This is a genomic window from Hungatella sp. SB206, from assembly GCF_051132295.1.
In the GTDB taxonomy this organism is placed as follows: Bacteria; Bacillota; Clostridia; order Lachnospirales; family Lachnospiraceae; genus Hungatella; species Hungatella effluvii.
Genome location: NZ_CP096603.1, coordinates 6,333,925 through 6,346,527 on the forward strand (window position 1 = coordinate 6,333,925; position 12,603 = coordinate 6,346,527).

11 protein-coding genes are annotated in these 12,603 nt (G+C 50.0%); 1 reads left to right on the plus strand and 10 read right to left on the minus strand.

Annotated elements, in window-relative coordinates; genetic code table 11:
- Nucleotides 1-9: 9 nt before the first annotated feature.
- A complete protein-coding gene (locus M1L66_RS28085) occupies nucleotides 10-513 on the minus strand; it encodes a GreA/GreB family elongation factor (RefSeq protein ID WP_002604655.1) in 504 nt (167 codons plus the stop codon).
- 244 nt (nucleotides 514-757) lie between these two features.
- Between M1L66_RS28085 and M1L66_RS28090 the strand changes: the two genes are divergently transcribed.
- Nucleotides 758-1,753 carry a GGDEF domain-containing protein gene (locus M1L66_RS28090; protein ID WP_187020047.1) on the plus strand — a complete coding sequence of 332 codons (996 nt, stop codon included), beginning with the start codon at nucleotides 758-760 and terminating at the stop codon, nucleotides 1,751-1,753.
- A gap of 87 nt (nucleotides 1,754-1,840) precedes the next feature.
- On the opposite strand, the gene M1L66_RS28095 is transcribed toward M1L66_RS28090, so the two are convergent.
- The 9 genes from M1L66_RS28095 to M1L66_RS28135 all read right to left on the minus strand — a co-directional run bounded on the left by M1L66_RS28095 (nucleotide 1,841) and on the right by M1L66_RS28135 (nucleotide 12,119).
- Nucleotides 1,841-3,118, minus strand: a complete 1,278-nt coding sequence (locus tag M1L66_RS28095; protein ID WP_434688983.1) for a 4Fe-4S dicluster domain-containing protein — start codon at nucleotides 3,116-3,118, stop codon at nucleotides 1,841-1,843.
- 31 nt (nucleotides 3,119-3,149) lie between these two features.
- Nucleotides 3,150-4,253 (minus strand): DUF362 domain-containing protein, encoded by a 1,104-nt coding sequence (locus M1L66_RS28100; protein WP_187020049.1) that lies wholly within the window; start codon nucleotides 4,251-4,253, stop codon nucleotides 3,150-3,152.
- A 190-nt stretch (nucleotides 4,254-4,443) separates the two neighbouring features.
- The gene (gene dgt / locus M1L66_RS28105) at nucleotides 4,444-5,874 is read right to left on the minus strand and encodes a dGTP triphosphohydrolase (RefSeq protein WP_187020051.1); all 1,431 of its coding nucleotides are present in this window, start codon (nucleotides 5,872-5,874) and stop codon (nucleotides 4,444-4,446) included.
- A gap of 88 nt (nucleotides 5,875-5,962) precedes the next feature.
- Nucleotides 5,963-6,736: a hypothetical protein gene (locus tag M1L66_RS28110; protein ID WP_187020053.1), complete on the minus strand. Its 774-nt coding sequence runs from the start codon at nucleotides 6,734-6,736 to the stop codon at nucleotides 5,963-5,965.
- Between the two features lie 263 nt (nucleotides 6,737-6,999).
- Entirely contained in the window at nucleotides 7,000-8,268 is a 1,269-nt protein-coding gene (locus M1L66_RS28115; RefSeq protein ID WP_187020054.1) for a sensor histidine kinase, read from the minus strand.
- Nucleotides 8,268-9,020 carry a LytR/AlgR family response regulator transcription factor gene (locus tag M1L66_RS28120; protein WP_349768869.1) on the minus strand — a complete coding sequence of 251 codons (753 nt, stop codon included), beginning with the start codon at nucleotides 9,018-9,020 and terminating at the stop codon, nucleotides 8,268-8,270. Before M1L66_RS28120 ends, M1L66_RS28115 begins: the two co-directional genes overlap by 1 nt.
- Before the next feature lie 198 nt (nucleotides 9,021-9,218).
- Complete coding sequence (locus M1L66_RS28125; RefSeq protein WP_002571065.1) at nucleotides 9,219-10,427, minus strand: tyrosine-type recombinase/integrase; 1,209 nt, start codon at nucleotides 10,425-10,427, stop codon at nucleotides 9,219-9,221.
- 162 nt (nucleotides 10,428-10,589) lie between these two features.
- Nucleotides 10,590-11,804, minus strand: coding sequence for a tyrosine-type recombinase/integrase (locus M1L66_RS28130; RefSeq protein WP_002571064.1), 1,215 nt, complete (start codon nucleotides 11,802-11,804; stop codon nucleotides 10,590-10,592).
- A gap of 84 nt (nucleotides 11,805-11,888) precedes the next feature.
- Nucleotides 11,889-12,119, minus strand: a complete 231-nt coding sequence (locus tag M1L66_RS28135) for a helix-turn-helix domain-containing protein (protein ID WP_002571063.1) — start codon at nucleotides 12,117-12,119, stop codon at nucleotides 11,889-11,891.
- Nucleotides 12,120-12,603: the final 484 nt, after the last annotated feature.

The following is a 12,603-nucleotide window of genomic DNA, read 5'->3' on the forward strand; positions in this document are numbered from 1 at the left end:
CCCGCGGCCTTAATAGCTTCTCAGCTTGTCACTCCCGTCGTCCGTCGTATTCTCCAGACGTTTCACCACCACATAGTATCCCGCCTTCTCGTTAATCCTCACATAGACCCGGTCTCCCACCCTGTGCCCCATAATGGCGCTGCCCAGAGGTGATTCCGAACTGATAAGCCCCTTCATGGAATTCCCCCTCACCGTGGTCACCAGCTTATACGTCTCCACCTCATCGTCATCCTCAAAATACAAGTCCACCGTATTGTAAAGGCCGATCTCATCTTCCCGGGATTCATCGGATACAATCTGCGCCGTCTTGATCATTCTCTCCAAATATCGGATCCGGCTCTCATTCTGGTTCTTATCCTTCTTGGCCGCGTGGTACTCGAAATTCTCGCTTAAATCTCCGTGAGCCCGCGCTTCCTTGACCGCTTCCAGCGCTTCCTTCCGGACCACAAGCTTCCTGTGATTTATCTCTTCCTGCATTTTCTGAATATCATTCTTTGTCAGCTTATCATACATAATTCTGCATTCCTTTCTGTCATTCTGCCATCTTATGAGTATATCATATTGCCGGATTCATTTCCACCTTCACCGCACCTTCCCATTATCATTTATTCTACCTTCTTTCCTGCAAAACGGCAAGCCGGAGCTTCCATGGTACAGGCACTCCGTGTCTCTTTTCATACATTTCAAGTTATATTTCTTGACTTGCAGGGGGGTTCTGTGTATCATTAAGGCAGAGTGACAGGGGGCATAATAACATATGAAGTGGGATTTGGAAGCCTTGAAAGAGGAGAACAAAATATTAAGCAATCTGGCCAGCCACGACTGGCTGACCGGCATCTATAACCGAGGTGCTACAGAAACAAAAATCAACCAGCTGCTGGCCGAAAAAAAGACCGGTGTCCTTTTCGTGCTTGACGTGGACCAGTTCAAGCAGATCAATGACCGATACGGCCATATCAGAGGAGATTCCGTGATCCAGGAGGTTGTCCGGATCCTGAGTCTCATGACCTTTAAAAATGATATACTGGGCCGTGTAGGCGGAGATGAGTTTGTCATCTATATGCCGCTTGCGCAGGACCAGAGTTTTGCAGATGAGCGGTGCCGGCAGATACGGACCCGCCTTTTAGGAATCCAGATGACCAGCCCGCTTATCAACGGTATCTCCGTCACAGTATGCGGAAGCCTCTATCAGCCCGGTGATGATTATAAAAGTCTGTTTGACCGTGCCGACCAGCTGCTTCTGGCAGAAAAGCGGAAGAAAAATAAGAAACCGGCTCTGACCGCCGCCGAGGAACGCCGTTCCGCCGCCAAAAAGGGCATCGACATCGATATGGCGTTAATCCGCTCCGAATTATCGGAACAGGAGCTGACCTCCGGGGCTTACTGCCAGGACTATGATACCTTTAAAAGCATATACCGTTTTGTAGAGCGCCGGCTGCGCCGAAGCGGCGAAAGCGCCTACATTATTCTTTTTACTTTGACCGACAAAAACGGAGATTTCCCCTTGCTTCAAACGCGGGAGCTGCAGATGGATACCTTAAAGTCTGTCACCCAGCATTCCCTCCGCCTCGGCGATGTCTTCACCCAGTACAGCAGCTGCCAGTACCTCGTCATGGTCTCCGATGTGGATAATCAGAATGCGGAGTTGATCGCCAACAGAATCTCCGAAACCTTTTACGCGGAGACGGCTGCGATTAAAGACAAGCTGCTGCTGCATCACTGCTATCCGCTAAAACCGGCGGGTACCACTTAAATAACCAACCAACACATAAAAACTCCGGAAAAGGGTCACAGAACCTTTTCCGGAGTTTTTGTATCTCCTTCTGCATCTTCTATTCCATTACTTCTTATGATGGGAAAGCAGCCTGTCCAGATACACAGATTTCAGCTGTTTGCTCGCCAGCGCCTGTTTGACCGGAGGCAGCTCCAGAATAGATGCAAACACAGCCGCCATCGCCCGGTGATTGGCAAATGCCTGGTTATCGAAAATCAGATTCTGCAAAGTCCCCTTTTCAATCGCCTGAAGAACAAACCGGTGAGTGCTGTTAACCGGCGTGATAATCTGCTCCGGGCGTCTCTTCAGTTCGATGGCCTTCACCGCACAGTTTCTCGCGCAGACGCCGCAGCCCAGACAGATTTCCCTGTTCACCACTGCCTTTTTCTTTCCATTCTCCCCTTCTTCCATGGAAATGGCCAGAACCGGACAGACCTTGGCACACTTACCGCAGCCCACACAGTTCTCCAGGGATATTTCCGGTATATAATTCGTCGTTGCCACCGGCTGCATCGGACTGAAATGTCTTGCCGCCTGCAGCGCCTCACAGCAGCAGCCGCAGCAGTTACAGATGAATGCCGGATGTTCCCTTACATTTTCCCCGATCTGCACCAGATTGCTGGCGTAAGAGCGTTCCAGGGCATCCAGTGCCTCCGCCTTGGAGATTAACCGCGCATAGTCGCCATGCTGCGCCAGAGAACGCGCCACATTGTCAAACGTAAGGCAGACATCCCAGGGAGCATTGATCTCACACGGATGGCCCGCGTGGAACATCTTGTGACGGCAGTAGCAAAGCCCCAGGCCAATGTACTCCGCCTCTTCCACGATATGGGTGGCACGCTCGTAATCCAGGATATGATTCGTCTTGTCGTTGGTCAGAACCGGCTCCTGCACATACACACGGCCCAGCTTTGTCTCCGTGGCAAAGAACAGGTCCTTGATAAAATCTTCCTCCACGTTCATATACTGGTAGTAAAGCTCCCCCAGATAGTGCTGGTCGATATCCCCTCTCGTCCTCATCAACGCAAATTCAATGAATCCAGCCATTGGCGGCGGCATCACAAACTTGCGGATTCCATTGTGGTAAGAGTCCACCAGAAGCGCCTTCTCGCATAAATGGTCCAGCAGCCGCTCCGCCTTAAACTCTGACGTCTGCCAGATCTTCGCCGCCTTCTTCACCGTAAATGGGCGCACAGGCAGGAGTGCCACCCATTTCACTTCTTTCTCCGTGTACAGCACTTCCAGTATTTTATAAAGGGTCTCCGATGTAGGCGCGCCCTGTGTAAACCAATTGATACGGTCGCTTAAGTTCCGGTATGCGTCCCGCGTTGTCAAATGTCCCATTCTTGTTTCCTTCTTTCTGTTCTGCTTATTGTTACTGTTCTGAAACCCAATGTTCCTCCAGAAACTTCACCATATCCACCGCCTTCGGAGGACACCCGCCGAGAGAGTGCTCGTACAGCTCCGTACACCGTCCGATCCCCGTCTTTCCTGTTTTTCCCCTGCAGCCCTGGCCGATTGAGACAGGGCCCTCCCCTTTCGAGAGCAGTCCCCGGTCATTCAGCCGGTCCAGCGCATAGATCAGGGATCCATAACAGGCGCTGCACGCATCCTCCGGTTCCACATATCCAGCCAGCCTTTTCACCCGTCCGGTCATGGTAAATTTCGCTGTTCCCGCTGCATCTTCGTTCAGTAAGACGACATTGGCGCTCCCTGTATCGCTGCTTCCGACTCCCAGTCTCTCTGCCAGCCCAATATACGGCACCTCCTCCGTCCGGTACCCCATACTGTCACAGACCCAGGCATCGCACAGCACCGGATCCAGAAATCCCAGAATCCGGTTCATCACCACCGGATTCCCGCCTTCCTCGAAATCTAAATCCCCGCAAATGTTATCCACAAGAATAAAATCATTTTTCGCTATCGTATTCAAGTGCGCGATCGGTTTATGTAAACCCAAAGTATGGAACCGTCTTTTCTCCGAATTGGGAATCACTCCTTTATGATTCTTTAATGCGCATGTGACCGCAGTCTGGCAATGGCCCTTCAGCACCGGCATGTTAATCATGAAATCCACTTCCGCCGCCGCGTCACAAAGGCTGATCTTCATTCCCGCCGCGTCATACTCCGTAAAAGAATCCCGCTGTAAATCAACCAGAGGCACACCATACCTTTCAGATACCCGGTCATATCCTGCCGCCCGGAATGCCGCCTTCGTGCTGTCCCCCACCCAGGAACCTTCCAGAATGGAAATCCGTCCAAATCCATGTTCCTGCAAATACTCTATGGTCCCTTCCAGCAGCTCCCTGTGTGTGGTGGCCCCGCTCTCCGGCGCCTTCGCCACCGCAAGATTCGGCTTTAAACCGATCTTTTTATCCATACTTCCAATCATTCCCGCCAGATCCGCCCACTCCAGAAGTTTCTTCGTCATCGCCCGGTATTCTGTACCGTGAATGATACCGATATCGTTCTTCTCCATCTTCCGCCTCCTTCCGGGTCATGTACCGCTAATAGAAATATTAACATATTTTAGAAAATAATACCAGAAAAGAGGGCGAAACAGTGATTATCAAATTCCGATAATCCCATCTCCGGTTGGGGCACCTTACATCTTTCTTACTTCTGAATTACCTTTTCAATCGCCTATAGCTTTAAATCCCGCATCCGCCTCAGGAAAACAACTCCCGATACAGCCGTCTGGCATAATTATCCGTCATCCCGCTGATATAATCCGTTACCATCAGAATTCTGAGATACAGCCTCTCCTCTTCGCCCTTTCCCGCCGCCTGTTCGTGGTACATGGATTTATAAAAGTCCGACACCGTATCCATAATCCGCCGTTCGATAAATGTCATTGCCTCGCCGGTATCATATTTGACTGCCGCCGGCATAAACTGGCCCATCAGGGAATCGATGACTCTGCGCCCGAACAGCTCCGCCTTTATTTTCACAGGGCTGGTATAGACCACCTCCTCGCAGAGCCTGGAGATGGCCTCCACCAGGCACCCGGACGGCGTCCCCGACAGCAGATCTCCCTCAAGGGTGCCGTTCATTATCGCATCATAGTTTTTCTCAAACGAACTGGCCGCGTCCCCGATCATCATCTCCTGTACGTACCGGTTCCAGCGCTGGATGGCTGTCAGCTCCGGCTTCGGGTTCCTGACCACAGCGCCTCCCATTTTCCGGTCACCGTGTGCAATTTCCTCTTCATACATCTGCTTCAGAAGAAGAACTGCCTCCGTCATCTCCCCTCTCCCGTCTCCCATTATGCCGTCTCCGGCCGCATACTCCTCAAGCTCATCTGCAATCTGGGAAAATGTCAGAATCTTTTTTACCATTGCATCCTCCAGATCCGAGGTCCGGTAAGCGATATCGTCCGCCGCTTCCAGGAGCCAGGATAGCGGATGGCGCGCCCCGGCCGTCCCCACAGCTTCCTCGACTGCCAGAAAGAGCGGCCGCTCCGCCACATAATATCCGAACTTTCCGTATTGGCTGCTCCCACTGCCATTCTTTATGGCAAAGGAGGAGACCGGATACTTGATGATGGACGCCAGCACACGGTACGTCAGATTGAACCCCTGCTGCCTCCCGAGATGAGGTGTTTTGGAAAGAAGCCGCAGCGACTGGGCATTGCCCTCAAAACAGTAAAGGTCCGTCACCATCTCACGCTCCAGCACCTCCGTGACGCTGCGTCCGCCCAGCTCCATGTCCTTCAAATAACGCTGAAACCACTCCCGGACCGCATATTCTCCAAAATGACCGAAGGGCGGATTTCCAATGTCATGCACCAATCCCGCACACAGAAGCGTATCTGAAAATTCTGTTTCCGGGTTTTCTTCAAACCAGGCGTCTATCCGTCTCTCCTTCAGCCGCCGGAATGTCAGCTCTCCCAGCCTTTTCCCGATGGCAGATACCTCCAGAGAATGCGTAAGACGCGTTCTGACATAATCGTCCGCCTCCAGCGGGAATACCTGTGCCTTGTCCTGGAGCCGCCGAAACAGCGTACTCCTGATAATCGTATCATAATCATTCCGGTCAGACTCTTCCCTGTCTCCCGAATGATAAAAACGTTCCTTTGAAAGCAATTTCTCCCACTCCATACGGTTCCTTTCCGATGCTCCATCCATCTCCTGCGTTTTAGGAAAAAATAGATTTTAGCACAGTCCGGCCCATAATTCAAGCGGTATTTTAATCAAAAACCCCTTCCACCCACTGCTCAATCCGGCTGCCGAAGTCCTCTCCCCACTGGTCCATCTTCTTTTCATACTCCTTTTCCAGTTCATTGATACGCACTTTCACCTCATCAGAAAATTCCCCTGTTCCGAAATTCCCCATAAACGCCTCAATAAATGGATCTGTGATCTTCATAATCCATCTATTACTTTCCCTGCATACCGTCACCTCCACATCGGTCGTCACATTTCCCTCCGCCTCATCGAGAAATGGAAGGACTCCGCCTCTGTCGTAATCAGACTCCGCGATCTCCTCAAACAGCTCCTTCAGCCCGGTTCCCCTGCCGCCCGCCATTTTCTCCAGAATATGAACCGTATAATATCCCATGACATTGGACATATCCGTATTCGTGATGCGCAAGGTAATGACAGACTGGAGACCCTCTGTCGTCTCCCCAATGATCTCCCAGGACAGATTCTCCACCATCTTCTCCGCAAACGCCTGATTAAACCGCTCTTTCGCTCCCTGCAGGATACCCGGCTGCTGCAGCTCGTTGAACACCCGGTACCTCCTTTCCACCGGTATCCCCAGCCAGTTTCTGTCGGTGCTGACATAATTATCCGTGCAGGCATTAAACGTCCTTAAATCCAGTGCCTGTAAAGCCTCCATGGCCGACTTAACCGCCGCTTCCGGCGTCTCTGCATTGGCCGTACTCCTCTTCCCGCCGCAGGCTGCCAGGCAGACACATACCACTGCTGCCACTACAATCCTCATTTTCAGTCCCTTCATTTGTCATCTCTCCTTTCTGTGAAATGTCTGATTCAGTGTTTCAGCCGCTTCTCTGATCCAGCCGCTTCTCTAATTCAGCCTCTTCTCTGATTCATCTTCCTAATTATAGGAATCTTCGCCTCACAGAACAATACCCCGAGCACAAACAGACGGTGCGGCAGCAAAAAGAGGCGCCTTCCGGCACCTCCTTCTATTTTCCCCTCAACAGGCAACCAGTACTGCGTATCATAAACTTCACAATACTGACTCCGCCAATCCCCCCTTTACTCCGCAGCAGGAATCATCGCAGAAAAGCAAAACCAACCGTCCTCACATCGCAGCGCAGAAGTTCCGCCGCGGTGTTCAATCACGCTATTCACATTGAGCAGGCCGATTCCATGATTGCCCCCATCCTTTTTCGTGGTAACAATTCTTTTTCCTTCAATGATGACAGGCACCGCCACAGGATTTCTGACCGAAAGGATCAGCTCCCCCTCCTCCAGTACCATCTTAAACCGGATCACCCGGTTCTCTTCCAGCTTTTCGCAGGCCTCCACGGCATTGTCCAGCAGATTGACAAGCAGCGTGACTAAATCCTCTTCACGCATCGTCAGCCCAGACAGATCGTTGACAGACAGAAGCATCGTAATATTTCTTTCCAGCGCGCTCTGATACTTCTGATTTAGCACCACATTGACAACCGCATGGTTTGTGTTTACAAAATCCGCGTTTTTTCGAAGATTTCCGTTCAGTGTTTCCACGTAATGGAGCGCCTCCTCCCTGCGGTCCTCCAGAAGAAGGCCCTGGATGCAGGTCAACTGGTTCTTATAGTCGTGCAGGTCACGCCTCTGCCGTTCATAGTTCTGCTGCATGTTCTGGTACATCTCCATCTGGTTCTGTGTGCGTTCCTGGAGCAGTCTCATCTCCTGTACCTGGGCATCCTTCTCCAGAATATTTCCAATAAAATACAGGGCGATCACATTGAGGACGCCAAAACCGGCCACCGCCACCAGCCGCTCCGTATCCCCGCTTCCCATCATCATACTGATTGCCATAATCACGATCATACTGAATATGGGAAAATACCCAAACCTGGCCCACTGCGCCCCAGTAAGACCGCCGAGCTTCTTCCGGTACCGGAAATGAAACAACAGCATCAGGCACAGCAAAACACTGTAGGACAACTCTTCCTCGATCATCTCAAGTCCCCGGAATTCCGGGGGAAGTGCGTATACGGCCGACACGACAATGGCCGTCACGATCCACATGGCCGCGCAGAACAGCACGGAGAGAATCAAACTCTGCACCGCCTTCATCTGAAAGTAAATCCACGAGACCAGCCACAGGACGGCGATCACTCTCACCGGCTGCAGGATATAGGGCGGAACCTCCGTAAATGCGATCACCAGAAATCCCAGCGCAAACGCCGGAACCGCCGTATACTTCACCCATACTGTGCGCCAGACCCGCACCGGCACAATCGTTTCATAGTAAATGCTGCAGCCAGCCCCCAGCATCAGGCACAACAGGATATTTCGCATCACAATCCCCATTACAGCGCTCCTTTGTATACTGCATACTCTTCTTTCACCGCCTGGAACCGGAGCCGCGGAATGGGCAGCCGTTCCCCGCTGTCAAGCTCAGCCTCATAATTGCTGATCCGCCTCACGTGCTTCATATTTACCAGATAGCTCTTATGGATTCGCAGAAAACCGTATTCCTTCAGCCGCCCTTCGATCTCATCCAGCTTCAAATACACCTGATAGGCTGCCGGCTCCGCCCCCTGATAACAGAAGATGGACTTATGCTTCCGGCTCTCCACGTAGAGAATCCGATCCGTAAACAGCCTCACATTCCCCTCCACGCAGGAAAATTCCACCTGTTCCAGCCGTTTTCTCTTGAGAACCGCATCCATACACTCCGGAAGAGCCGCCTCCAGGGTATCCTTCATGATAAACCGCACCGCGTCTACCTTATATCCCTCCGGCGCATAATGAATAAATGCCGTCACAAACACAATCTCCGTCTCTGAATGAAGGGACCTCATCCAGGCTGCTGTCTCAATCCCGTCCACACGGCTCATGTTGATGTCCATGAACACAACGTCATATTTCACGGCGTTTTCCGGCAGGCTCAAGAACTCTTCTCCGGACAGAAATATGGAAAACGTGTACTCCAGCCCACGCTTCTCTAAGTATTTCGTGAGGAGCGACCGTATGGTTTCCCGGTAATATTTTTCATCATCACAAATGGCAATCTGAAGCATGAGACCTCCCGCACTTTCCCGCTGTATCAAAAATCCCACAGACGAAACCGCCTGCGGGATTTGAATGAACTCGTAATTTGTCTGATTATCTCTTTGAGAACTGTGGAGCACGACGAGCTGCCTTTAAGCCGTTCAGAAATTCTTTGATTGCCGTTTTTCCTTGATATTCTAGGCTTTTTTGCCCTTTCGGTTCTCGGTTGTCCTATTCCTTAACCACAAAAATAGGTGTTTTTTCAATCAGAAGCCCCTCTGATGTAGCGCATCATTTACCACCTCAAATAACTCCTCAGGCTTATTGTACTTTACCTTTGCATAGATGTCCATAGTTGTTTTGCTGTTTTCATGCCCTGCAAGGTACTGAACCGTCTTAGGATTCACTCCCGCATAGAGAAGATTGGTAATGTAAGTGTGCCGCAGCTGATGTGGTGTCACATCAAAATCTATCGTGTATTTGATTTTGGGTTGGTTCTTCTGTGTCATGCCCAGCGTTGGAGTAACCGTATATTTGATACTCTCCCCATTTACATACTTATAGTAGTTCCGGGGCTTAGTGGAACGGACAACTACATACTGCCATACCCTCTGAAACTGTGAATATGCAAGCGGCTCTCCTTTGCTGTCAGCGATCACATAATCTGATATAGAATTTTCTTTCGCTTCTCGCAGACAATCTACCAAGCACTTCGGTATCGGAATATCCCTTTTTGCTGCCGGGGTCTTTAGCACCGTAGAAACCACGGGTCTGTTATGCTCTGACCGCCATGCTCTCCGCACGGATATATACGGAGTAGGTGCATCCAGAAACACACAATCCCAGTGCAATCCAAGTGCCTCCTCCCGGCGAAGCCCAGAATACAAGCAAATCATAATGAACAAATAGGGTGGCAGCCCCTTGACTGTATCCAATAACACCTCAACCTGCTGGTCGGTTAATGCGTCTTTCTTCTTCGTTGGCTTTCCGCCCTTTGCAGATATTCCTACACAGGGATTATAAGTGATCAGCTCACTACGCTCTGCCGAGTAAAAAATACATTTAATGAGCATATTTACCGTATTGTATAACCCCTCCGATTTGTTGGTCAGCGGCACAAGCGCCAGACGAATATCATCTGCGGTTACTTCCTCCATATACATATCCCCCAAAGGCTTAATGATATAATTCCTCATGTCAGAGGTATATGCTTTCATCGTAGCTGAAGATACCTTTGCTGATTGCATCAGCAGCCATTTCTCACAATATTCAGCAACCGTCGGATGCTTTCGGCGAAAAACAATCTCCTCGACCTGCTTTTTTGCTGCCTGCTGTTTTTCATATAGTTCTTCACAAGTGGTCGCATACAAGCTGACCTGCTTGCCATCCGCATCCTGAATCCGTGTTCTGTAATATAGGATTCCTTTTCTCATAACAGTTCCGTACTGCGGAACACTTCTATTTTTCTTTGCCATATAGTTTTTCCTTTCTTGATAATGAGCGTTTACAACTTACACTCTCGTTTTATCAGAAAGCATGAATTTAATCAAAGATACGGATTGAGGAAAATGAAGAGCGAGACATCCTTGCCTCGCTCTTAACTAATTATGATGTTTCATTGCTTCTGCACTTTAGGCTCAAACACCATCCCACTGAGCAAATGCACCGCCCATGCTTTTAACCAGCTCATCCGGTCGATTGTATTTGACTTTTGCATAGATGTCCATTGTAATCTTGCTGCTCTCATGGCCTGCCAAGTATTGTACTGTTTTGGGGTCTACCGATGAATGAATCAGGTTCGTGATATATGTATGCCGGAGCTGATGGGGTGTTACCTCAAAGTCCAAGCTGTAAACCACTTTTCCGTTATGAGCAGCCTTTTCTCCCAAGACGGGTGTGACAGTATGCTTTACTCTTTTCCCATCTTCGTATCGGTAATAAACCCTCTCCTTTGTTGTTCTGGTAACTATATACTGCCAGAGCCGCTTGAACTGCGTGTAGGACAGCGGATCGCCATCACGATTTGGAACAACATACTCCGAAGCGGAGTTTGCTTTTGCTTCTCTCAGGCAGTCAGCCAAGCAGATAGGGAGAGGAATATTTCTCTCCGCTGCTTTTGTTTTCAATTCATCAAGAATGACCGGTCGGTTGCTTTCTGTGTGCCATGCCCTTCGTACTGTCAGGTATGGGGTATCCGTATCCAGATATACAGAATCCCATTGCAGGGCGAGGATTTCTTCTCTCCGTAAGCCCGCGTACAGACCAAGCATCACAAATACATACGGCGGAAGCCCTTGAATGGCATCCAATAAGCGGGCTGCCTGCTCATCTGTCAGAGCTTCTTTTTCTTTCTGCGGAACCCCTCCGCCTTTTGAGGTCAGATAGACCGTGGGATTCTTATCAATGATCCGGCTTTCCTTTGCTGCCCGGAAAATAGATTTGTAAAGAACAACCACAGACTTATAAACCGAAGCCGATTTTTTTGAAACAGGAACGAGGGCAAGCTGGATGTCATCCAAAGTCACATCCGCCATCCCCATATCACCCAACTCTTTGATAATGTGCCTTCTAACTTTAGATGTATAGTCAGTCATTGTGGTAGCCCGCACATGAACCGACTGCATCAGCAGCCATTTCTCACAGTATTCTGCTACGGTAGGAGACTTCCGACAAAATGTATCATTGTCGATCTGCTCCAACGCATTCAGTTCCTTATCATATAATTCTTCAGGTGTCCTTGCATAAAGAGCCCTCAATTTTCCATCTGCATCCTGAACTCTTGTCCTGTAATAGTCAAGACCGTTCAGCGTAACTGTACCGTATTGTGGAATCGCTCGTTTTCTATTTGCCAATTCCTCCACCTCCTAAGAATAATCTCCAGCGCTGTACCTTTGTTTTATCAGACCTCTCTGATTCCATCAAGGATACGGATCGGCTCACGATCTTCCGCTTCGAGGCTTACGGTAAGTTGTGCTTCTCTCAACTGGCTTTGCTCTATGCGTACATTTGGCGATATACTCCTGGAGACCTGCCGCAGTAAAATATACACAGCCATTCTGAACATATTGCACATAAGAGATCAAGCCGTTGTTACGGGCGGCATCCAGCGTTGCTATGCTGATTCCTAAGATTTCAGCAGCTTCTTTTCGTGTAATGAGTTTTTCCATAGACCATATTCCCTCCAATCTGTCAAGGTTATCATCTTGCTTTCAAAACCACATGAATACGCTGGCAACCGAAACTGCCAGCGCATGGTATCTGATTTTGAATAGAAAACGGCCACCTAAGAAAGTAATCGCTTCCTATTTTTAATGCAACTCAATTCTCGCCACATTTGCCACGCACCCCTGACGATGGGGACATTCCGGTCTCCGCTGGCGCGGCTGTCATAACTCCGCAGCGTCGTTTTACTCGTGCGCCGCAGGGTTCCCCCCAAGTCTTTAGGAGGCCGTGAGGAAGTATCTTTAAGCCCCCATGCAGTCATCGCGCCCCGAAATGCCGCTTTCGGGTTTCAGGCTTGCGTAGATTGCTCAGAACAGTCTTGTTCATCACCTCCTGGACTGTCATCTTCGCGGCGCGCCTGATTCGCTCGTACATGGGTTATGTACCGGAAATGCCGTCTATTCAGTTGTCAAGCTGCATGAGGGAGAT